The sequence below is a fragment of the Arthrobacter alpinus genome, assembly GCF_001294625.1.
In the GTDB taxonomy this organism is placed as follows: domain Bacteria; phylum Actinomycetota; class Actinomycetes; order Actinomycetales; family Micrococcaceae; genus Specibacter; species Specibacter alpinus_A.
The window spans coordinates 3,284,939-3,305,929 of record NZ_CP012677.1 but is presented as its reverse complement, the minus strand read 5'-3'; the positions used below and the strand labels follow the sequence as shown (position 1 = coordinate 3,305,929).

The 20,991-nt window shown below is 64.1% G+C and carries 19 protein-coding genes; 9 read left to right on the top strand and 10 right to left on the bottom strand.

What is annotated here, in order from left to right; translation table 11 throughout:
* The first annotated feature begins 59 nt into the window (after positions 1–59).
* Complete coding sequence (locus tag AOC05_RS15005) at positions 60–791, top strand: LPXTG cell wall anchor domain-containing protein (RefSeq protein WP_062007951.1); 732 nt, start codon at positions 60–62, stop codon at positions 789–791.
* Positions 792–986: 195 nt separating this feature from the next.
* Positions 987–1,868, top strand: a complete 882-nt coding sequence (locus tag AOC05_RS15000; RefSeq protein WP_062007949.1) for an SGNH/GDSL hydrolase family protein — start codon at positions 987–989, stop codon at positions 1,866–1,868.
* A 115-nt stretch (positions 1,869–1,983) separates the two neighbouring features.
* On the opposite strand, the gene AOC05_RS14995 is transcribed toward AOC05_RS15000, so the two are convergent.
* The 4 genes from AOC05_RS14995 to ald form a co-directional block, all read right to left on the bottom strand.
* A complete protein-coding gene (locus AOC05_RS14995; protein WP_231687126.1) occupies positions 1,984–3,315 on the bottom strand; it encodes a PLP-dependent aminotransferase family protein in 1,332 nt (443 codons plus the stop codon).
* A 101-nt stretch (positions 3,316–3,416) separates the two neighbouring features.
* Positions 3,417–4,016 (bottom strand): dihydrofolate reductase family protein, encoded by a 600-nt coding sequence (locus AOC05_RS14990; protein ID WP_062007946.1) that lies wholly within the window; start codon positions 4,014–4,016, stop codon positions 3,417–3,419.
* A gap of 15 nt (positions 4,017–4,031) precedes the next feature.
* A complete protein-coding gene (locus AOC05_RS14985; protein ID WP_062007944.1) occupies positions 4,032–4,817 on the bottom strand; it encodes an alpha/beta fold hydrolase in 786 nt (261 codons plus the stop codon).
* An 80-nt stretch (positions 4,818–4,897) separates the two neighbouring features.
* Positions 4,898–6,010 carry an alanine dehydrogenase gene (ald, locus tag AOC05_RS14980; RefSeq protein ID WP_062007942.1) on the bottom strand — a complete coding sequence of 371 codons (1,113 nt, stop codon included), beginning with the start codon at positions 6,008–6,010 and terminating at the stop codon, positions 4,898–4,900.
* 219 nt (positions 6,011–6,229) lie between these two features.
* On the opposite strand from ald, the gene AOC05_RS14975 reads away from it, so the two are divergent.
* Complete coding sequence (locus AOC05_RS14975; RefSeq protein ID WP_062007940.1) at positions 6,230–7,459, top strand: PucR family transcriptional regulator; 1,230 nt, start codon at positions 6,230–6,232, stop codon at positions 7,457–7,459.
* Between the two features lie 28 nt (positions 7,460–7,487).
* On the opposite strand, the gene AOC05_RS14970 is transcribed toward AOC05_RS14975, so the two are convergent.
* Positions 7,488–8,144 (bottom strand): nucleotidyltransferase family protein, encoded by a 657-nt coding sequence (locus AOC05_RS14970; protein ID WP_231687125.1) that lies wholly within the window; start codon positions 8,142–8,144, stop codon positions 7,488–7,490.
* A 13-nt stretch (positions 8,145–8,157) separates the two neighbouring features.
* Positions 8,158–8,538 (bottom strand): helix-turn-helix domain-containing protein, encoded by a 381-nt coding sequence (locus tag AOC05_RS14965; RefSeq protein WP_062007936.1) that lies wholly within the window; start codon positions 8,536–8,538, stop codon positions 8,158–8,160.
* Between the two features lie 36 nt (positions 8,539–8,574).
* Here AOC05_RS14965 and AOC05_RS14960 point away from each other — a divergent pair, with 36 nt between their 5' ends.
* Both AOC05_RS14960 and AOC05_RS14955 read left to right on the top strand, forming a co-directional pair.
* Complete coding sequence (locus AOC05_RS14960) at positions 8,575–9,615, top strand: Gfo/Idh/MocA family oxidoreductase (protein WP_062007934.1); 1,041 nt, start codon at positions 8,575–8,577, stop codon at positions 9,613–9,615.
* Between the two features lie 68 nt (positions 9,616–9,683).
* Positions 9,684–10,958: an MFS transporter gene (locus AOC05_RS14955; protein WP_062009864.1), complete on the top strand. Its 1,275-nt coding sequence runs from the start codon at positions 9,684–9,686 to the stop codon at positions 10,956–10,958.
* 32 nt (positions 10,959–10,990) lie between these two features.
* On the opposite strand, the gene AOC05_RS14950 is transcribed toward AOC05_RS14955, so the two are convergent.
* Positions 10,991–11,803, bottom strand: a complete 813-nt coding sequence (locus AOC05_RS14950; protein ID WP_230085377.1) for a sulfite exporter TauE/SafE family protein — start codon at positions 11,801–11,803, stop codon at positions 10,991–10,993.
* A 169-nt stretch (positions 11,804–11,972) separates the two neighbouring features.
* On the opposite strand from AOC05_RS14950, the gene AOC05_RS14945 reads away from it, so the two are divergent.
* Complete coding sequence (locus tag AOC05_RS14945) at positions 11,973–12,683, top strand: heme oxygenase (biliverdin-producing) (protein WP_062007932.1); 711 nt, start codon at positions 11,973–11,975, stop codon at positions 12,681–12,683.
* 40 nt (positions 12,684–12,723) lie between these two features.
* Here the strand turns inward: AOC05_RS14945 and AOC05_RS14940 are convergent, their stop codons facing one another.
* Genes AOC05_RS14940 through AOC05_RS14930 form a run of 3 tightly spaced genes read right to left on the bottom strand, consistent with a single transcriptional unit; the run spans position 12,724 to position 15,898 of the window.
* Positions 12,724–13,554, bottom strand: a complete 831-nt coding sequence (locus AOC05_RS14940) for a heme ABC transporter ATP-binding protein (RefSeq protein WP_062007930.1) — start codon at positions 13,552–13,554, stop codon at positions 12,724–12,726.
* A complete protein-coding gene (locus AOC05_RS14935) occupies positions 13,551–14,702 on the bottom strand; it encodes a FecCD family ABC transporter permease (RefSeq protein WP_082358017.1) in 1,152 nt (383 codons plus the stop codon). The genes AOC05_RS14940 and AOC05_RS14935 overlap by 4 nt, the downstream gene beginning before the upstream one ends.
* On the bottom strand, positions 14,699–15,898 hold the full coding sequence (locus tag AOC05_RS14930; RefSeq protein WP_082358016.1) for a heme/hemin ABC transporter substrate-binding protein: 1,200 nt from the start codon (positions 15,896–15,898) through the stop codon (positions 14,699–14,701). The genes AOC05_RS14935 and AOC05_RS14930 overlap by 4 nt, the downstream gene beginning before the upstream one ends.
* A 272-nt stretch (positions 15,899–16,170) precedes the next feature.
* Between AOC05_RS14930 and AOC05_RS14925 the strand changes: the two genes are divergently transcribed.
* The 3 genes from AOC05_RS14925 to AOC05_RS14915 are packed head-to-tail and all read left to right on the top strand — an operon-like array spanning position 16,171 to position 20,923.
* Positions 16,171–16,911: an LPXTG cell wall anchor domain-containing protein gene (locus AOC05_RS14925; RefSeq protein ID WP_197277837.1), complete on the top strand. Its 741-nt coding sequence runs from the start codon at positions 16,171–16,173 to the stop codon at positions 16,909–16,911.
* Positions 16,912–16,937: 26 nt separating this feature from the next.
* Positions 16,938–20,375, top strand: a complete 3,438-nt coding sequence (locus AOC05_RS14920) for an HtaA domain-containing protein (protein ID WP_082358015.1) — start codon at positions 16,938–16,940, stop codon at positions 20,373–20,375.
* A gap of 47 nt (positions 20,376–20,422) precedes the next feature.
* The gene (locus tag AOC05_RS14915; protein WP_062007924.1) at positions 20,423–20,923 is read left to right on the top strand and encodes a DUF456 domain-containing protein; all 501 of its coding nucleotides are present in this window, start codon (positions 20,423–20,425) and stop codon (positions 20,921–20,923) included.
* The last annotated feature ends 68 nt before the right edge of the window (positions 20,924–20,991 follow it).

Here is a 20,991-nt window from a genome sequence, read left to right as displayed (position 1 = left end):
CGAGACGATGCATCCGCCCCGCGATCAAAAAAGGGGCGACTACCAGAAGGGCTTTCCTCGTGTCATTGAATACTGCCGCACGCCGCGCCGCCGCCGTCGGCATTGCCGCCTTGCTCCTAGCCGCACCGACCGCCGCCCACGCGGCCGCGCCTCCCGCCCCTGCCAACAGTGTTGGCGTGCTCTCGCTCCTTGATGCCGGTGGCGCGGTTCTGGGTGCGGGAAGCGTCACGGCGCAGCCCGGGTTTTCCGGGGCCCTCGCCCCCGCGCCGTGTCCGGCCGGCTTTGCCGACGCTGCCCGGCTGGGCGCGATCCGCGGCGACGGATCCACCGTGGTCATCTCCGCCACCACGCTGTTGGCGGATGCGGCCCAGCCCGCCAGGGTCCTTGCAGCCCCGGTGCTGGCAGACTACGCCTTGGGCGACGGGGCCACCGTCACGCTGGAATGCCTCTCACTCAGGGGAGGGATCCCCGTCCCGGCCGCGACGGTGTTCAGCACTGGCTTGGATATCTCAGGCGGCGCGTTCACGGTATTCCCGGCACCGGCGGTCCCCACATCGCCGCCCACCGTAGCTCCGCCCACCACAACCCCAGCCACCCCCGTACCGACGACCGCACCGTCGACGGTTCCCTCGAACGCCCCAACGCACGGCGTGGCCGAGGGGCAGGGCAACAACGGCCTGGCGTCAACCGGCGCCGCGGCACTACCCCTGCTGGCCGGTGCCGGACTGCTCCTTGCCGGGGGAACCGGGTTGCTGCTGTGGCGCCGGCGCCAGGCCGGAAAGAGGGGCTAAACGCTTGCCGACTAATGTCCGGGCGGGGATATCTTGTTCCTTTGCTTTCCCCTGAGTTTTCATCTGGCGCGGGCACATAGGAAACCGTTAGCAAATACCCTTGAAAGTCCCAACACATGGGGCCATGGTTGGCACTATGAGAAGGAAGCAATCCCCTGATGGAGAGACTTCAACACAACGCCTAGGGGCTTAGCCGTGGCTGCCAGGGCCGGCTGGTCCGCGATCACCCGGCGGTTTCATTGGCAGGGCCGCTCCACCGTGCTGCTCTCCATGATTGCGGTCCTTCTGGTGGTGGTTTCCGGTGCCGCCGCGTATGCTGCCGCCCCGGCTATTGCGCCGGTCAAGGCGGTAGAGCTGGACGTTATTGGCGATTCGCTCAGCACCGGTTTCCGGACGCCGGGAGACACCTGGCCAGCCCAGGCCCAGACGATCGCCACCTCGATGGGTTTGAAAGTGGGTACCGCCAATGCCTCCGAAAATGGCGCCGGCTATGCCACGCCGGGTGAAACGGGCGATGTTTTCCTGGACCTGGTCAACCGCGTGGTGAACTCACAGTCACAGGTGGTGGTGATTTTTGGCTCGGACAATGACACGGGCGCCTCAGGACTGGCGCAGGCCGTGCAAAGCACGCTAGCCAGGGTCAAGGTGCTGGCCCCTGATGCCACTGTGATCCTGGTGGGGCCGACGTCGGAATCGGATGATCCCCAGGGGAATCTCACCGTGATCCGCCAGACGCTGGAACAACAGGCGGCGGACACGGGGGCGCGGTTTGTGGACCCCGTGTCCCTGGGCTGGTTTCAGGGCGCTGCGGCACAAGATTTGGCCAGCGACCTGGAGCATCCCAACACTGCCGGCGAGACATACCTTGCCGAGCATATGACCGCCATCATGGCCCCCAGCGTCAAGTCAGCCATGTACCAGGACCAACTGGCGCGGGCTGGCACGCACGTTCAGGCGAATGTGAAATCATGGAACCTCATGAACCAGCGACTCTTTGGCGTCCCTGCCGCGATCAACCAGAGCGGGGTAGCCGGCACGGGCAATCGTTTCCGTATTCGTAGGGCAGGTACCTGGTGAAGCACTGCGAAAAGGTCAGGGCACGAACCCGCTTAGCTGCTCAGCGAACAGGCCACTGCATGGTTGCAGCGTGCGGGGCCGCGGAGCCCGAGCAAGTCTCCGCGCTCCGGCAGCCCTATTTTGCGGAGTTGACCGCCTCGGCCAGGACGGGAGCCAGCCGCTTGACGCCTTCGCGCAGGGCCGTTGGTGGGACGGCACTAAACGCCAGGCGCAGCTTGTTGCTGGGGCCGGGGACGACGGAGAACGCAGCGCCGGGGACGAACACCACTCCGGCGTCGATGCCCTTGTACAGCAGGGGATAGGTGTCGATGCCCTCCGGCAAGGTGAGCCAGATGAAGAATCCGCCAGCAGGGCGTGTCCAGGAAACTCCCTGGGGCATGAACTCCTCCAGCGCCACCAGCAGTGCGGCGCAACGCTCCTGGTACAGGCTGCGGTAGGTGGCGATCTGCCCCTGCCAGTCGTAATTGCGCAGGTACTCGCTGACCAATAGTTGGTTGAAGGTGGGTGGGCACAAGGTTACGGCCTCACTGGCGAGGTAGTAGCGCTGCTTCAGTTGTGCAGGCACCAAGGCCCAGCCTATGCGTAGGCCAGGGGCGAAAATTTTGGAAAAGGAGCCCAGATAAAGTACGTCCTCGGGGTTTGCCGCGCGCAGGGGGGCGGGGAGAACGCCGTCGAACTTCAACAGCCCATAAGGGTTGTCTTCCAATATCAAGATGTTCGCCTCGCGGCAGATGTCCACAATCTCCTGGCGGCGGTCGGGGGCAAGCATGACGCCCGACGGGTTGTTGAAGTTGGGGATCGTGTACAGCAGCTTGATGCTCTTGCCAGCAGCCCGCAGGGTGGCGATCGTGGCACGCAAGGCAGAGGGGATGAGGCCGTGCTCATCCCCGGCCACCGGCTGCATGTCAACCTCGTAGGCCTCGAAGGTGTTCAGGGCGCCCACATAGGTGGGGTCCTCGATCAGGATCACGTCTCCGGGATCGCAGAAGACCTTGGCAGCCACGTCCTGGGCCGACTGGGAGCCGGCGGTGATGACGACGTTCTCGGGATCGGCGTCGAGGATGCCCTCGGCCGCCATGACCTCGCAGATCTGCTGGCGCAACTCCAGGGTGCCCTGTCCGCCACCGTATTGCAGTGCCTCCAGGCCATGTTCGGCGATGATCTTCGCGGCTGTGGCGCCGAGGCGCTCCAATGGCAGCGATTGCAGGTACGGGTTTCCACCGGCGAGGGATACCAGCCCCGGCTGCATGGAAATCTCAAACACGTCACGCACAGCGGACTGCTTGATGTTTGCCGCCCGGGTGGACAGTAGTGACTCGTGGCGGTGGCTGTGTGCCGGGCTGGGGATTGTTGTGGCGGCGCCAGCCTGAGCCCGGGAAAGGGCGTCGACGGCTTCTTCGGACAAGTTTTCGGCGGCAGCATTGGCGCCGGAGGATGGAGTAGTCACGGTGTCAGGATACAACCAATGTTGCTAAATAGGCATCAAAAGTTTTCAGCAGACCCATTTTCGCCGTCTAGTGGTCCACGGTGAGAAGTGCCCGCGTGCAGCTAGGGGCGCAGCAAACGGTATCTCAGGTGCGTGACCAATTCCGTGGCCCGGGCACTTACCTGCACAAAGTCCTTGCTGGGCAGGCCGTCAAATAGACGTTCGCCTGCTCCCACGGTGACGGGTGCCAGGTGCAAAGTCAGCTCGTCAATCAGATCGACGCCAAGGTAGGCGTTGATGGTGGCGGCACCACCGGCAATGGCCACACCGGCGTCGCCGGCCGCTTCAGTGGCCAGCGCCAGGGCAGCGGCTATCCCCTCGGTGACAAAGGTGAAGGTGGTGCCGCCCTCCATGACGAGCGGCATACGCGCATAGTGGGTGAGGACAAAGACCGGCCCGTGGTAGGGCGGATTCTCGCCCCACCAGCCCCGCCATGGCTCGTCCCATGGGCCGCGAATGGGGCCAAACATGTTCCGCCCCATGATGAAGGCGCCGGCGGCGGTGAGCTCGTCCATCTCGGCCTTGTTGGCCTCGGGCTGTTCAAACATCCACCGGTGCAGGCGGTTGTCAACGCCTTCGCCCATCGGCAGTTCGGCACTTTGATGCCGGCCCGCCACGTAGCCATCCAAGGAAATACCAACACCGCAGGTAACTAGTCCCATTGTTTGAATCCTTTGCTATTCGCTGAGAAACGCCGCGATCCTAGCGGCCATGACTTCAGGCTCCCAGCTGTGGTTTGCGGCAGGAATGCTCTCGCGCCGGGCGTGGAGGAGGTGCGCCGCAATGGAATCGGCGGCCGGCGGCATGATGGGCAGAGTTTGTTCCCCGACTAGGGCCAGGGTGGGGACCGTAATGGACTTCCATAGCTCGGTGCGCGGGGCCGACTGGGTCCAGGCCAGGGCCTCAAAATCGGCCTCCAGCGACGGGCCCATGGCCGTCATGACGGGCCATCCGGGGCTGTTCCGTGCACCTTCAAGCCACTCCGTCGGCATGTCTTTCATGAAGTACTCCACGGTTGCATCGGGGCTGGTGCCGGCAATCCTCTCGCGCAGGCCGTCCAGGTTTTGCTTGCCGTCTGCGCCGCCTTCCACCCCGAGTGGCACCTCGAAGAGCACCATGGCCGAGACCGGAAGCCCGGCCGCGGCGGCGGCGAGGCTGATGGCCCCGCCTGAGGAATTGCCCACCAGTGTCACAGGGCCGCCAGCAACCTCGGTCAAGGCGTGCAGGTCTTCCAAGGTGTTCAAGAGCGTGAACGACGGCGCCCGGGCACTTTCGCCCCTGCCCCGCCGATCGAAGTTGATCACCGTGAATCCGCGGGCTGACAACAGGCCCGCCATGGCGGAGGTCACCGGGTCAAAGGCACGAAACTGCATGGCACCAGCCACCAAGATTACCGGTGGGCCCTCTCCCCGGACGTCGTAGGCGATGCGGGTGCCGTCGGCGGATGTGGTGAAAGCGGTCATGGCTGCTCCTTGGCTGAATACACCGCACGGTACTCCGCCGGGCGCTCCGTGTCGAGAGCGCCCGGCACTGTGCGAAGCCGCTAGACCAGTTGGCGCCAGTCCGCCGCGAGTGGGAGCCCATGGGCGCCGGAGACCGAGTGGTGGGCCACCTGACCGCCAGCCACATTCAGCCCCGCGGCTAGGGCTGGATCGGCTTCGAGGGCCGCAGCCACGCCCAGGTTGGCCAGCGCCACGGCGTAGCGCAAGGTCACGTTGGTCAGCGCGTAGGTGGAAGTATTGGGCACGGCGCCTGGCATGTTGGCTACACAGTAAAACACGGAGTTATGGACCTTGAAGGTGGGATCGGCGTGCGTGGTGGGGTGGCTGTCCTCGAAGCACCCGCCCTGGTCCACGGCAATATCCACCAGCACGGATCCGGGCTTCATGCGGGCAACCAGGTCATTTGTGACCAATTTCGGTGCCTTGGCCCCGGGGATCAACACCGAGCCAATGACAAGATCCGCCTGCATGAGCGAGCGCTCAATCTCAAGGGAATTCGAGGCAACGGTTTTCAGACGGCCCTGATACTGGGCATCCAATTCCTGCAGCCGGACGATGTTGATATCCAAAATGGTCACATCCGCACCGGCCCCAATGGCCATGGCCGCAGCGTTGGTGCCCGAGACTCCGGCACCGAGGATGACAACGTTTGCCGGGCGGACCCCGGGGACGCCGCCGAGCAGGATCCCCTTGCCTCCGGCGGGGGCGGTCAGGCATGCGGCGCCCACCTGGACCGATAACCGGCCAGCCACCTCCGACATGGGTGCCAGCAACGGCAGGCTGCGGCCAATCTGGACAGTTTCGTACGCGATCGCCGTCACACCGCTGGACATGAGGGCGCGGGTCAGTTCCGGCTCGGCGGCCAAGTGCAAGTAGGTGAACAGCACCAGGCCCTTGCGGAAATGCGGGTACTCAACACTGATCGGCTCCTTGACCTTCATGACCATGTCGGCGCGGCCCCACACCTCGGCGGCGTCGGTGACAAGTTCCGCCCCGGCGCCCGTGTATTCGCTGTCCTCGATGCTGGACCCCACGCCGGCGCCGCGCTCAATCAGCACCGTGTGGCCCTGGCGGACGAACTCATGGACCCCGGAGGCCGTGATGGCCACGCGGAATTCGTTGTTCTTGATTTCCTTGGGAACGCCAATGATCATGATTCGGTCCTCTTTTCATGGCGGCCGGCACGTTGCCGGAAGCTGCTCTCGTGACTACAACACTAGAGCCCCGCTGTGAGGTGTTTCATAGGGACTAGTTGCGGGGAAGTCCGGGCGGGGCGCAATTGCAGGGGTTTGAACCCACCCGACTCGACAAATGTCGAATCCAGGTGGGGCAATTGTCTCCTTTTGTCTGTTTGGGGCGTCTAGTCTGGTGTCATGCGAAACCAGGAGATCGAGGACCTTGTGGAACGGCTCGCGCTCGAGCTGGGGCGTGGACTTTCGCTGGAAGATCTGGACGGGCTTTTACTGGCGTACAGCGCCAACCAGTCCCACGCCGACAGGGTGCGGGTGAACTTTTTGCTCAGCAAGAAGGTACCCGCCGATGTCAACAGCTGGCAGCATTCGCACGGGATCGCCGCGGCCGTGCGCCCCGTGGTGGTGCCGGCGAATGAGGAGTTGGGCATGCTGGGCAGGGTGTGTGTACCACTGCTGGTGCGCGGATTTCGGGTGGGTTACCTGTGGGTCCAACAAGATCACATCGAACAAAGTGCGACGGCGATCCTCGCCCAATTGCCGCAGGTTAGGGACTCCCTTGACCTCCTGGCCACACTGTTGCTGGAGTCCAACACGGCCGAATCGAGCCTGCGGCGCGCAAGGGAACAGGAGTTCCTCAACGCAGCGGAGGGCGACAAACACCTCATCGAGGTGGTCTCTGAATGGCCCGAGATTCGCCGGCGCGGTCCTTGGCAAGTTGCCACCGTCTACGCGGTGGCGGACCCCGTCGAGGCCCGCCTCCGGCGCGGACACGCCCAATACGATTCGCTGGCCGCCGCCTTAGTGCACCGCAGCGCCGGGTTGCAGGCAACCATTGGCATTGACGGCGCCTTGTTCACCGCAGGCATGGGCACGCACGCGGTGATGCTGTTTCGGGCAACGCAGGGCCGGGCAGGGCATGCCGCCGTCCTTGAGCGCTACACGGCTGAGCTGCGCAAGCGCACTGGTGTTCCAGCGTCGAACGTGGTGATGGGGATCGGGGAGTCCTTCACCTCCCTGCGGGCACTGCCCGAGGCCTACAGGGAATCGAAAATTGCCGTCCAAGCGGCCGTGGTGGACCCTGCCCTGGGCGCCGTCTTGGACGTGCGTGGGGCCGGGGTGTATGAGGTGCTCGCTGGCGGGGCGGCAAACCCGGAGGACAGCGTGTACTACCGGCTGATCCGGGACAAGGACGGCGCCGCGGAGCTGTTTCCGGTGCTTGAACTGCTGTATGACAACGACGGCGCCGTGGCTAAGATCGCCGGAGCGCTGCACCTGCACCGGTCTACCATCTACAACCGGCTGGCCCGGGTGCGCGGAATTATTGGAGCAGACCCGTTGGCTGGCCGTGTCAGGCTGGAACTTCATGTGGCGCTCAAGGCGGCCCGCTGGTCGAGCCGTCCCCGGATCTAGCCTGGGATTCCAGCTGGCGCGGAAATGGTCAGTCGAGCAGGCGCAGATCCGCTGGGGTGTCGACGTCGGCGCCGTCGCTGAGATCGCTGCAGTCGACGACGTCGATCAACTCGGGGTAGTCGCGCAGGAAGGTGCGGGCCCCGGCGTCGCCGTCGGACAAAGCGGCGGCCGCGGCGGCTAGTGAGGGGCTGAAAATGATGGGGTGTCCGCGGACCAGCGACGGTGTGGGGCCGGCGCCGAAACCGGGGGCCTGCGCATAGCCCGCCGCCGTGATCCGTCCCGGCTGGTGGGCCGCGAGTAACCGTGCGACCAGCCCGGCAGTGACGCCGGGCTGGTCCACGAGCGCCACCAGCACGTTGTGCCCGGGGTTGACGGAGGCCACGCCGAGCCGGAACGAGCCGCCCATCCCTGTTGCCCAGTCCTCGTTGACCACCAGGTGGCAGGCGGTAAGAGCCCGTGCCCGGGAACGCCCAGCGGGCCGTGCGGTGGCCGTGGCCTGCAGCGCCTGGAGCTGAGCGGATCCGGATCCGGCCACCACCACTGTTTCGGTACACCCGCCGTCGCGCAATGCCTGGGCTGCATGTTCCACGAGAGTGGATCCGTGGAAGGGCAGCAACGCCTTGGGTCCGCGCCCCAAACGGCTCCCGGAACCTGCAGCGAGCAGCACTGCCACGGTGGGGACCATACCGTTGCAGCTTTCAGTGGGTGTTGGTGGCATTTTCTTGACCCGCCAGCCACGCCATGACGTCCTCGCGGCGAATCCGACGATGTGATCCCCTGTATTGGACCGGAATCTCGCCCCGGTCCGTCATGTTACGCAGAAACGTGTGGGAAATTCCTGCCAGTTCTGCCGCCTGTGAGGTGGTCAGTAGTTCGGCTACGCTGGCCACCGTCACGGTGTCGCCACCAGCGAGCCGTTGCAGGAGATCCAGGACGGCGTCCCTTGCCTCGGGTGCCAGCCGGTGGGCAGTGCCGTCCACAAACACTGTGACGTCGTCGCTGCCGGCCAAAACACTGGCTAAAGTGCCTTGCTCGCCAGGATTCAAAGCGGAGCTGAGGCGGGGTGCAAGAAGGCTCATGAGTCATACTTTAGCGTCCCCGGTAAGGTATGACCCATGACACAAAGAATTCGTACGGCCCTGTTGGGGTTCGGACACGCGGGAGGCATCTTCCACGCCCCCTCACTCGCGGCACTGGAGAATTTCAGTCTCGACGTCATCGTCACCTCGGACCCGGACCGCCAACTGGCTGCGCGTGCACAATATCCGCAGGCAGCGGTGCTTAGCCGCGAGGAGTGGGCGGCCACCGGGAATACCCACGGTCTGGACCTGGTGGTGGTGGCCACCCCACCGGCAAGCCACGTTGCGCTGACGCAAGCCGCGCTGGAAGCCGGCTGCGCCGTCGTGGTCGACAAGCCCTTCACCGTGACAAGTACACAAGGGCAAGCGCTCATTGAGCTGGCGCGCGAGAAGGGGCTGCTGCTGACTACCTACCAAAACCGGCGGTGGGACGGGGAGTTTTTGACCCTGAAGAAACTGATCGCAGAGGGTGCCTTGGGCGACGTGCGGCGCTTTGAATCACGCCTTGAACGCTGGCAACAGGGCACCACTAAGGAATGGAAGGCGAAAGCCACCCCGGCCGACGGCGGCGGGATCCTTTATGACCTGGGCACGCACCTGATCGACCAGGCGCTGCAGCTCTTCGGACCGCCCGTGCGCGTCTACGGTGAGGTTACCGCGCGCAGGGAGGGCGAATTGTCCGACGACGACGCCTTCGTAGCGCTAGAACACGAAGGTGGCGTGATCTCCCACCTGTGGATGAACTTGGGTGTGCCGCAATTGGGGCCACGCCTGCGGGTTCTCGGTTCCCAGGCCGCCTATGTCAAGGTCGTAGGCGACCAGCAAGAAGCGCAGCTCCAGGCCGGAATCCTGCCCGGCAACCCGGGTTACGGCGTGGACCCGCAGGAGAACTGGGGCCTGCTGGGCCACGACGGCGCCGTGACACCGGCGCCCACGGAGCGCGGCAATTTCACCGACTTCTATGGGCTTTTGGCGACGGCACTGCTCGACGGTGGGCCCGCGCCGGTTGACCCGGTCGATTCGGTGGATGCGCTGCGCGTCATAGAACAAGTGCGGGACCAGGCACGCTGGCTCTGAAGACCGGCCCCGCAACGTAAGCTGGGCAAAGGATTTTCTTGACCGCAGCGGCCCATAACGGGGGTATTGTGACGAATGGCGAAGCAGGTTCCGCCAAGGAACCGGCGGTGGTGACCTTGGCGTTCGCGGAACCCACCAAGACGGTTAGGCACCGCTGGACGGCGTCGGTGGTGCTGGTCAACGTCGGTATTAACACCGCGTTCTTCGGTCCCATCCAGGTGCTGCTGGCCCAACAGGCCATTCATTTCAGTGAACCCGACAAGGAAGCCATCCTGGCTTTGGTCACCGGTGCCGGCGCAGCCGTGTCCCTTGTGGCAAACCCCTTGTTTGGCACGTTCAGCGACAGGAGCACCTCCCGTTTTGGCAGGAGAGTGCCCTGGGTCTTTATCGGCGCACTCCTGGGCACCATCGGCCTGCTGGGACTGACCGTGGCGCCCAGCATTGCGGCGATGATGCTGCTTTGGTCCCTGGTGCAATTGGGTTGCAACGGCGCCCTGGCCGCTATCACGGCCGCCGTCCCGGACCAAGTCCCTATTCGCCAGCGCGGTAGCATCGGTGGGCTGTCCTCCATGGGGACGGTGGTGGGCATTTTGTTTGGTGCCGCCGTGGGTGCCGTGGTGGCTGGAAACTATTCGCTGGGCTACTTATTCTGCGCCGTTGCGCTGGTGGCAGGAATCGTCCCGTACCTTTTCTTCTCCAACGACCATACGCTGGCCAAATCGGAGCGGCCGGCATTCTCCTGGCCGGTCTTCTTTAAGGGTTTTTGGATTTCGCCCCAAAAGTACCCCGACTTTGGCTGGGCCTGGATTACCCGCTTCCTGGTCAATGTGGGCAACCACTTGGTGACGTTGTACCTGCTGTTCTTCCTTCGCGACGCCGTCGGCTTCCAGAACCCCGAGCTGGGCGTACTCATCCTGACGGGCACCTACGCCGTGTTGACGCTGATCACCGCCGTGATTGGCGGCAAGTGGTCAGACAGGGTGGGTAAGCGGAAGCCATTTGTCATTGGCTCCTCCGCGATCATCGCCCTGGCCGCACTCATCCTGGCCTTCGCCCCGACCTGGACAGGGGCCCTAGTGGGTGCCGCCGTTCTGGGGATTGGCTACGGAGCCTATCTGGCGGTCGATTTTGCCCTCCTCACCCAGGTCCTGCCGTCGGCCACGAGCCGAGGCAAGGATTTGGGTGTGATCAATGTGGCCAACTCCCTGCCGCAGGTCATTGCTCCCATCATCGCCTGGCCGCTTGTCACCCTTCTGGGCGGCTACGTGACCTTGTACGTGGTGGCGGCGGTCATCGGCTTGCTCGGAGCCGTGTTCGTGGTGAAGATCAAGGGCGTGGACTAAAGCCGCTGGAACGCTCACCTCGCGGGCAGGGGTCAGGGGAAAAGGAGCATCTTTGCCAGGGCTGCCGTGCCCACCACAATGATGGTGGCCCGCAGTGCGGCGGGAGGAAGAGTGCGGCCAAATCTGGCCCCGAAGAACCCGCCCAGAAGCGCCCCGCACGCAATCAGTGCTGTCACTTTCCAATCGATGTGACCTCCCGCAACGATGATGAACGTGATGGCGGCGATGCCATTGACGGCTGTGGTGAGCACGTTCTTCACGGCGTTGATCTGCTGCAGGGCAATGGTCGTGACAATGCTCATGAACCCCACGAGCAAGATTCCCTGCGCCGCGCCAAAGTATCCGCCGTAGATGCCAAGGACAAAGATGCCTGCTAGCAATCCCGCTGCACTACGGGACGGGCCTTCGTTGGTGGGTGTCATTGCGGAGGTGACGGGCCGGCGTCGTGCACTCAAGCGTTGCAGGGCCGGCCCAAACGCCACCATGAGTAGGCCAAGGATGATCAAGGCCGGGACGATTGTCTTGAACGCCGACGCCGGCAAAACCAGAAGGAGCAGCGCTCCTACCAGCCCGCCCAAGGTCGACGCCGGCAGTAGCCTGAGAATGAGCGTGCGGTTGGGTGCCAGTTCCTTGCGATACCCCCACGTTCCGGACAGCCCGCCTGCCACCAGCCCAATGTTGTTGGAAATGTTTGCCGTCAGTGGCGGGTACCCAAAGAGCAAGAGCACCGGAAAGGTGACGAGTGTTCCGGAGCCGACGACGACATTGATCATGCCGGCCCAAAAGCCGGCGAGGAGGATTGCCCCCATTTCCAGCACGCTGCCCTCGCCTTCGTTCATGTCCATGGTGTGCGGGCGCCCTCCGTGCCCGGCGCCCGTCAAAGTCTATGCGCAGCCCCGGCCAAGCACGATTACGTGACCGCAATTGCGCAGCAGTCAGCACGAGTATTAACTTGACACAGTGTCACTAAGATTGATTAGCTAAGAACACTGTTACCTAATTATGGAGTTAGATATGTCCGCAGCTGCTGCCGAAATCACCGCCACCGCCCCCCTCGGCGGACCAGAACGGCTCTCGCAGGAGCTGAAATCCCACACCGCCGCGGCGCACTCGGCTGCAGAAGAGTCCACGTTTGTGGCGGACTTGATGGGTGGCAAGCTGGATGCGTCAGCCCTGGCAAGCCTGTTGGCGCAATCCTTGGTGATTTACCGGGCCATGGAGGACGCCCTGGCGCTCCACTCGAACCACAGCCAGCTGGGTGGGTTTATCGACCCCAAGCTGGCGCGGGTTTCCGCCCTTGAAGACGATCTGGCCTACCACTACGGTGCCGATTGGGAAGAGCAGCTCACTGACGGGCGGATCGCCATTGTGCCAGCCACTGCGGCGTACGCGCAGAAGCTGGCGACACTGGGCCTGGCGTCGATCGAATTCCTGCTGGCCCACCACTACGTGCGGTACATGGGTGACCTTTCCGGCGGGGCGATCATCCAACGCATGGTCAAGCGCCACTACGGCATCGCCGATGAGGGCCTGAACTTTTATGCCTTCGCGGACATCCCCAAGCCCAAGACGTACAAGGACGCCTACCGCGACCGCCTAGACAGCACCGATTTCACGCGCACCCAGAAGGATGCCATCTTGGACTTCGCCGCCGAGTCCTTTGAACTGAACAGGGAAGTGTTCGTGGGCCTGGCCGCTGAACGGGCGCGCACACTGGCCGCCTGAAGACACGGCCCGCTTAGAAACACCGTGGCGAAGGATTCCGTCACCGCCGGGGCAAAATAATGCTCCGACCGGTGACGGGATGCTCCATCACATCAATGTCGTAGTTATAGACGCGGCTGAGCAGCTCAGTCCCCAGTACCTCGGACGGGGTGCCCAGCGCGGCAAGTTTTCCTTGGTCCAGCACCGCCACCTTGTCCGCGTAGCCGGTCGCAAGATTGAGGTCATGCAGGACTACCACGACGGCTTTCCCGGCCTGGGCGCGGCGCCTAGCCACCTGCAGCACCAGTTCCTGGTGGCGTAAATCCAGAGCGGCCGTGGGCTCGTCTAGCATCAGCACCCCGGTGTCCTGGGCCAGCACGCGGGCCAGCGCCACCCGCGCCTTCTCGCCCCCGGACAGGGCGGAGAACTTGCGCAGCGCAAACATGCCCACCTCGGTGTCGGTCATGGCTGTGGCGACCAGCTCATCATCATTCGCCGCTGCTGCGGTGTTGGCCCACGGTGCCCGGCCCATGCGCACAACCTCGAGAACGCTGAACGGAAAACTCAGCGACTGCTGTTGGAGCAGGACGGCGCGGCGCAGCGCGAGCTGATCTGGACCCCAGCCGGCCAGCGCGCGCCCTGCCAGTTCAATGCGTCCGGACGTCAGGGGTGTATCCCCGGCCAGAGCGGCCAACAGCGTTGACTTGCCAGCTCCGTTGGGTCCCACCAGGGCCAGTACCTCGCCGGCCAGTACCGGTAAATCCACTGCCGACAGTACACGCTTAACGCCGAGTTCCACGGTGACGGCTTTCATTGCCATGGCGGGCCGCCCGGGCACCAGCGGCTGCGGGATCGCGGCAGGCGGTGCGCGGAAGGCATCCAACAACCTCACGCCCAACCACCTTGTTCGTTGCGGGTGCGTCGCAGCAGCCAGAAGAAGAATGGCCCGCCGATCAGCGCCGTCAGCATGCCCAGTGGCAGGTCCGAATATGGAACCAGGGTGCGGGCGGCCAAATCTGCCACTAAGACCAGGAGCGCGCCGCCCAGCGCACTGGCGGGCAGGAGCAGCTTGTGTCCGGGGCCGGCAATGATGCGGATCAGGTGTGGCACTACCAGGCCCACAAAGCTCACGATCCCGGTGAAGGCTACCCCGGCGCCCACCAGCAAGGCCACCGTGACAATCATGATCATGCGCAGGCGTTCCACGTTAACACCCAGGTGCCGCGCCGAACGCTCGCCTAGGGAGAGTAAATCAAGTTTCTTGGCCGCCGCAAAAGCCATGCCCAGCCCCACTATCAACAATGGAGCCACGGATCCCACGCTGATCCAGCTTGCGCCGTTGAGGCTGCCCAGCTGCCAGAAGATCAGTTGTTCACGGGCATTGGGATCGGCCACGTAGGTGTAGAAAGCGATCATGGCGAAGGTGAAGGCGTTGACGGCGATGCCCGTCAGAACGAGCGTGACAACCTCGGTGCGGCCCTTGCTGCGCGAGAGACTGTAAACCAAAAGTGTTGTCAGAAGCCCGCCCAAGAATGCGAACAGGGCCACCACCCAGTTCCCGTAGCCGGCCAGCCCGGTCACGATGGCCGTGCTGGCACCCACCGCGGCGCCGGAGGAAACACCCACCACGGCAGGTTCGGCCAGCGGGTTGCCGAACACGCCCTGCATGACTGTGCCCGAGCAGGCCAGTGCCGCCCCGACGATCATGGCCAGGACCACGCGCGGGAACCGCACCGCCCAGAGGGTTTCATAGCCGCGTGCGTGTTCTGGCAACGGGCCTATGGCGAAGGGGCTGGTGACATTGATCGTGAAGAAGTCCAGCCAGCTTTGCACCCAGTTGTTGAACCCGTGGGTGATGGTGCCCAGCACCTCCAGCGGGGTGACCCCTAGCTGGCCGCTGCCGGCGGCGATCACGGCAGTAGCTGCCAAGGCGATGCCCAGTCCCAGCAGGACGAGGCGGTTTTTGACTGGCCCACGGCGCTTCGCCGGGGGCGCTTGGGGCGCCGGTTTGACGGTTTTGGGGGGCAGTGTTGCGGTCAAGATCGGCTCCCATGCAAGGCTGTGGCAAGTGCCTTGATGCTTTGCCCGGTGCGGGGGCCGAACCCCAGCAGGGAGTCGTCCGCGATGTCGACAACGCGTCGGGAGGTGCCGGCGGGGGTCTGGCCAATACCTTGAATCTTGACCAGTCCGTCAACCCCGCCCACAGATTTCAGGCCGCCCGTCATCAACAGCAGCACATCGGGGGCCGCCTTGATCAGGGCCTCGGACGTCAGCTGGGTGAAGGGCAATTTCAGGCCGATATCCGTCCCCACATCCATGGCGCCGGCTGCGGCGATCATGTCATCGGCGCCGGAGCCTGGGCCCGCCATCAAATACACGCCAGCAGTCCCACGAACGTACAGGAAAGCCACACGCGCAGGAGTGCTTGCGGCAGGGACCATGGAAAGAGCCGCCGAGATGTCCGCCCCCACCAGCGTGTTCAATTCCACCCCGGCATCCGGAACACCCAAAGCGTCGGCCACCGCGTTGATTTGGTGGCTGATGCCCGGCAACGTGCGGGCGGGGTCGAAGAAGATCACGGGAATCCCAATCTCACGCAATTGCTGCTGAATATCAAGGGGCCCAATGGTGGTGTCCGTCAGGATCAGCGTGGGGTCAAGGGCTGTGATGGCCTCGGCGTTGAGATCATGGCCCGACGGCGTCACAACGGTTCCATTGGCTGCCTCGGGGAAGTTTGCGGCCCTGTCATGTCCCACCACGTTGGCGCCAAGTCCGAGGCCGTGCACGATTTCCGTCAGTGTGCCGTAGAGGTCGATCGTGACGATCCGGCTCACATCTGTCACCGCTACGTTCGCCCCGTCACAGGACGTCACGGAGGCGGGCAGTTCCGGTGTCGGAACACTGGCGACCTTGGGCAGCGTCATCCCTGCGGTCTCGGCGGTGGTGGGGCCCGTGGCAGCTTGGTGTGAAGCGGCGTTTGTTGCCCCGGCCCAGGATCCCGTTGCGCTCCATTCTGCGGGAAGTTCACGTTTCCCTGCCGTGCCGTCGGTGCATGCGCTCACCGGTGCTGCCGGCGCATTGCTGGCCGCGCCGACGATTCCCGGCGTCACGGGCGCGCAGCCGGTCAGGACCAAGGACAGCAAGGCCGCGGTGGAAAGTAGCCCCCGCCGCGCCCCCCGTGAACCAGTGGGCAATGAAACGGTGTGAGGGCGCAGTTCGGGCAAGGCGAGTTTCATTGATTCCCCAGATAGGGCCAAGGTGGCGAGGCTGATCGGTTCCCGAACCCAAGGAAAAGGACCGACTTTCTTAACTAAGCCTATCCTAGGTTAGGTTAGGTTTACATCAGGTTAGTGTTACGTAATTGAGAGCACCGCTAGAGGTAACAACCGGCGTCGTCCATTCACCGCACTACGGGAGCTTTAACACCAGCAATAAGAGTATTTGCGCAGGTCAAAGGCCATGCGTGCTGGTGTGTGTGCCCAAAAATCGCATTGATTCAAGGAGAAGCATGAGGGGAAATACCGGCCGGACATCTGTCACGGCAACACGCTTTGAGCACAGGAGGCGGGCGCTGCGGGTGGCCGCGGCCATGGGACTAGCAGGAGGCATGGCACTGGCAACAGGCGCCGGGGCCATGGCCGAATCGGCCAGCGGACCCGGCGGGCAAACACTCAGCGTCGACCGCGCGGCCGGCCTGAATGCAGCCGGCGACGCCGTTAACGTTAGTGGTGCGGGCTTTGATCTGGGCAAGGGCGTCTACCTGGGCGTGTGCCTCAACAACGGCCCCGGTGCGGCGGCCACACCCTGCCTGGGCGGAGTGGATACTACCGGCGGGAGCGGAAGTTCGGTGTGGATCTCCTCGAACCCGCCAGCCTATGGCCAGGGCCTGGCTCAACCATTCACCGAAACCGGCGGCAAGGGCTCCTTCAATGTGTCCTTGTCGGTGCAGGCCGCCGATGCCCTGACTAATTGTGAAGACAAGGCCACCGCACCCAACGGCTGCGTCATTGTCACCCGGGCCGATCACACCCGCGGAGCCGACCGTAGCGCCGATGTCATGATTCCCATCAGCTTTGGCACAGCTGCGCAGACGCCAGCGGACGCTGCAGCTGGGTCCAAGGACGCGGGCGCACTGGCCAAGACGGGCGCCACCACCGGCATTGCCGTCGCCGGTGGCGCTGTGCTGCTGGCCGCCGGCGCCGGTGCCGTTGTCATGACCCGCCGCCGCAAGGGCGGAAACCAACCGTGAACAATCCAGCAACGAACAGGAATCCCATGCCGTCAACACACCGTGCCCCTTGGTGGAGGCGGCCCATGGGCGTGCTGGCCACCTTGGCCATCGCCGGCTCCGGCCTGGCCGCGGGCGCAACAGGCGCCCAAGCCAACGAGGCGACTCCAGCCAGTCCTACCACCAGTGCCGTTGAACTGACCGGCGGCCAGCTGGACTGGGGCGTGAGTAAATTCTTCCGCGACTACATTACGGGCAACATTGCCAAGGGTGCCATCACCCCTGCCGGAGGTGCCAGCGCCAACCCCGACGGAACGCTAAGATTCCCGGCTGTGGCACTCGACTCAGCCGGCAGGACCCTTGCCTTTGGGGGATCTGTGGCATTCACGGGCCACCACGGTGCACTGTCAACCAATATCTCGGACATCCGCATTGACCTTGCCCAGGGGATGCTGCTGGCAGATGTTGAAAGCATCTCCATGAGCACCGGACTTCTGGAGAAGTACGACGACGTCAAGTTCGCCACGGTGGATACCGCTGGCGTTCAGGAAACGGGCACGGCCTTTGTTGGAACCGCCCTGCCCTCAGCCATCCATGCCGACGGTGTCCCCGCATTCTCCAACGTTTTCAATGCCGGTGCCGCCTTTGACCCGGTGACGTTCAATGTCACGTATAAGACAGTTGTTCAGGCACCTGTGGTGGGCGTTTCGCCCGCCGCGGTCAGTGCGGTGCCCGGAGAGACGGCAACCTTTACCGCCGCGGCCACGGGCCATGATTCCGTGCAGTGGCAGCTTTCCGCTGCCGGCACCGGTCCGTGGACCGATATTGCCGGAGCCACCGGCGAACAGTTGGTGGTTGTGGCCGATCCCGCCCTGAATGGGAACCTCTACCGCGCAGCATTTAGCAACCCCGGGGGAGTGGTCTCCTCCGATCCTGCAGCGCTGACGGTGGGCGATGCGCCGAAGGTATGGAGGCCTGCGTTGAGTGTTTTTGCCGCTGATGGGCTGACGCCGTTGACCGCTGCTGTCCCCGAGGGGACGAAGGTTTTGGTGCGGGGTTCCGGGTACGATCCTGCGGCAAATGTTGCCGCTTCCGGTTCCAGGCCGCCCATTTCGGCCGGGAACCCTGCCGGCTTGTATGTGGTGTTTGGCAAGTTTGCTGACGAGTGGAAGCCGTCGTCGGGTGCGCAACCCTCGGCCCGTGTGGTGGGGAACCAGAAGTGGGCCATGAGCCAGGCGGCCTTTGACCTGATTGTGCCGGCGTACCAGTCTTCTGTGAAGGGTCAGTGGGTTGAGGTTGCCGCTGACGGTTCCTTTGCTGCGGAGCTGACGGTGCAGAAGAAGGTGGTTTCCGGGGAGCCTGTTGAGTGGCCCGGGGTGGGCAACTTTGGTGCCTATACCTATGCTGCCGGCGGCACCGTGAACGCTACCCAGGAATTGTACGCACCCATCACCGTGGGCGATGCGCCTGTGGTGTCAACCGCAACGCTCAGCGTCACCCCCGCAGACGGGCTCAAACACGGTTCCACGCTGAGAGTCAGCGGCAGCGGCTACGTACCAGGCCGAGTCATCTATGTGGCCGAGGTTGCCCAGGGGCCCGGCGGAAATGCCCGCCCGGCGTTGCATGAACGCGCCCAGCGTGTTGAGGTCCGCGCCGACGGTACCTTCGGCCCCCTCGAAGTCAGCGTCACCACCGTCTTTGAGAACGGCGAATTCACTGCTGTGAAGGACCAGCTGTTCATCGCGACCTTCAACTCACCCTTGCTCGGCGACAACACGGACCACGACTACAGCAATGACCGTTCGCAGGATGCCTTCCAGGCGTTGGCCTGGGCGGACCCATCGGCTCCGGTGGTGGACCCGACCCCGGAGGTCCCGGTTCCTGCAATCAACACCGAAGCGAAGGCTGTCGAAGCCGGACAGCCCATCACGTTCACCGGCAGCAACTTCACCCCCGGGGGCGTGCTTGCCTTCACCGAAGGTGAGAATGTCTTGGCAGTCTCCGGACCGGCGTCGCCCGCGACTGGTGGACTGGATTGGGGTGTGAAGGAGTCCTTCAGGAGCTACCTTGCCGGCCCCATTGCCAACGGCAATATTGCAGCCAGCGATGGTGCCACGGCCAACCCGGACGGCACCTTCCACTTCCCGGCCGCAAGCTATGACGCCACAGGGAAAATTGCTGGGTTCAAGGGCACCTTGACCATGGCGGGGCACGAGGGAGCCCTTCACATCACCATCAGCAAGCTGACAGTGGATGTCAAGAACAAGACCCTGCGTGCAGATGTCACCAGCACGTCAGCTGATGGAACGGCTCAGAGCTTGCGCCACGTGGTGGTGGCGACCTTGGACACAGCGTCCGCTACCTCCGACGCGGAGGGAGTGAAGGCTGCGGGCCTGCCTGTGGCCCTCACCGAGGCCGGGGTTCCCGCGTTTGCGAACGTCTACGAGGCAGGGGTCGCACTGGATCCTCTTTCCTTCGACGTGAGCGCGCTTGCTCCGGCCAACGATGTCACAGTTGCCGCGGACGGTACTTTCAGCGCCACCTGGGCTGTTCCGGCCAGACAGAAGCCGGGCACTTACACCGTAAAGGCAACAGCCACACCCTCAGCCGCGAGGCGAGGCATCCAGGCCCTTGCCGTGGTCGAGGAATTCGCCCTGCTCACCTTTGAGATCTTTGCGCCAGCGGATACGAAACCGGTTGTTCCGCTGACCCCCTTGGAACCCAGCACCCCGAACCCGGGCAAGGACCAGTGCACGGCCGGCACCATTGTCAACGGGACACTCTCCTGGGGCGTGAAGGAATCCTTCCGCAAGTACATCACCGGCAACATTGCCAAGGGCCACGTCGGCTTCAATGGCAAAGCGGCCACGGCAAACGATGTCTTCGTCTTCACCGGTGGCAAGGGAACCATTGACACTGCCAAGCGAAGTGGAACGGTGCAATTCGCCGGGGAGGTCGCTTTCCAAGGACACGACTACGGTTCCGGCCCAGTCCTGTCCGTCACATTCAACAACATCACCTTGGCCATGGAAGGCAACACCGGAACGCTGAGTGCGGACGTGCTCAGCCGCTCACTGGAATCAGCCACTGCCGGGTCCAAGCCCGGGGAGGACACCGAATACAAGGGGGCCGTGCTGGCCACCCTCGACCTGGGTAGGGCGGCCCTGAACCGGGAATCGACCGTATACGCGGCCACCGGCGTCCCAGCCGTCCTGGCGCCCAGCGGCGTGGCGCCGTTTGCTGACTTCTACGCGGCAGGCGACGCCCTCGACCCGGTCACCTTTGCCCTAGGGTGCAACACCACGGTTGAGCTGTCCGGTGACGCGGTGGCGCCACCGGCCGCCGGCACAGCAACCCTAGCCAACCCGGTTCTGGCAAAGACAGGTGCGATGGGGTTGGATGCAACAGTCCTGGGGGCTTTGCTGGTCCTGCTCCTGGGTGCCGGGGCCATGGCGGGAAACCGCCTGGTGCGCCGACGCACCTAGCGGTGCGCGCCGCTGAATAGCGGACCTGATCTGGCAGGATGGTCACAATGGATGCACAAACAATCTGGACCATCATCTGCGCAGTGGCCATCCTGGTCGGCGTCACCGGCACCATCGTGCCGGTGCTGCCGGGCAGCCTGCTCATCGGCGTCAGCGTGCTGGTATGGGCGCTGGTGGTGGGACAGCCCGTGGGCTGGGTGAGCTTTGGGATAGCGGTGGCATTTGTTGGTGCCGGCATGCTCTCCAGCGCAGTGCTGACGGGGCGGACCATGAAGGCCCGGGCCATCCCCGGCCGCTCGGTGGTCGCCGGACTCGTGTTGGGGGTGGTGGGTTTCTTTGTCATCCCCGTGGTGGGCCTGTTGCTGGGCTTCGCCGCGGGTCTGTTTCTCTCGGAATTTCAGCGCCAGAAGGCTTTCAAGCCGGCTATTTCCTCCTCCCTGGCCGCCCTTAAAGCGACAGGGTTGGGCATGCTGGCCGAGTTTGGCTTCGCCTCCCTGGCCGCCGGTACGTGGGCGACAGGGGCGGTGCTGTACTTCCTGAACCGCTGACTTCCTGAACCCTGGCTTCCTGAACCCCGAAGCGCTGCGGCCCGCGGGATGGGTGCGGTGGTCACTAT

What these genes read in the sequence shown, in the direction of transcription:
- AOC05_RS14960 (WP_062007934.1), top strand. Translation starts at nt 8,575, where the DNA reads ATGACACAAAGAATTCGTACGGCCCTGTTGGGGTTCGGACACGCGGGA.
- AOC05_RS14930 (WP_082358016.1), bottom strand. Translation starts at nt 15,898, where the DNA reads ATGAAACTCGCCTTGCCCGAACTGCGCCCTCACACCGTTTCATTGCCC.
- ald (WP_062007942.1), bottom strand. Translation starts at nt 6,010, where the DNA reads ATGATCATTGGCGTTCCCAAGGAAATCAAGAACAACGAATTCCGCGTG.
- AOC05_RS14985 (WP_062007944.1), bottom strand. Translation starts at nt 4,817, where the DNA reads ATGACCGCTTTCACCACATCCGCCGACGGCACCCGCATCGCCTACGAC.
- AOC05_RS14965 (WP_062007936.1), bottom strand. Translation starts at nt 8,538, where the DNA reads ATGAGCCTTCTTGCACCCCGCCTCAGCTCCGCTTTGAATCCTGGCGAG.
- AOC05_RS14975 (WP_062007940.1), top strand. Translation starts at nt 6,230, where the DNA reads ATGCGAAACCAGGAGATCGAGGACCTTGTGGAACGGCTCGCGCTCGAG.
- AOC05_RS14990 (WP_062007946.1), bottom strand. Translation starts at nt 4,016, where the DNA reads ATGGGACTAGTTACCTGCGGTGTTGGTATTTCCTTGGATGGCTACGTG.
- AOC05_RS14970 (WP_231687125.1), bottom strand. Translation starts at nt 8,144, where the DNA reads ATGGTCCCCACCGTGGCAGTGCTGCTCGCTGCAGGTTCCGGGAGCCGT.
- AOC05_RS14920 (WP_082358015.1), top strand. Translation starts at nt 16,938, where the DNA reads ATGCCGTCAACACACCGTGCCCCTTGGTGGAGGCGGCCCATGGGCGTG.
- AOC05_RS14945 (WP_062007932.1), top strand. Translation starts at nt 11,973, where the DNA reads ATGTCCGCAGCTGCTGCCGAAATCACCGCCACCGCCCCCCTCGGCGGA.
- AOC05_RS14915 (WP_062007924.1), top strand. Translation starts at nt 20,423, where the DNA reads ATGGATGCACAAACAATCTGGACCATCATCTGCGCAGTGGCCATCCTG.
- AOC05_RS14925 (WP_197277837.1), top strand. Translation starts at nt 16,171, where the DNA reads ATGAGGGGAAATACCGGCCGGACATCTGTCACGGCAACACGCTTTGAG.
- AOC05_RS14950 (WP_230085377.1), bottom strand. Translation starts at nt 11,803, where the DNA reads ATGGACATGAACGAAGGCGAGGGCAGCGTGCTGGAAATGGGGGCAATC.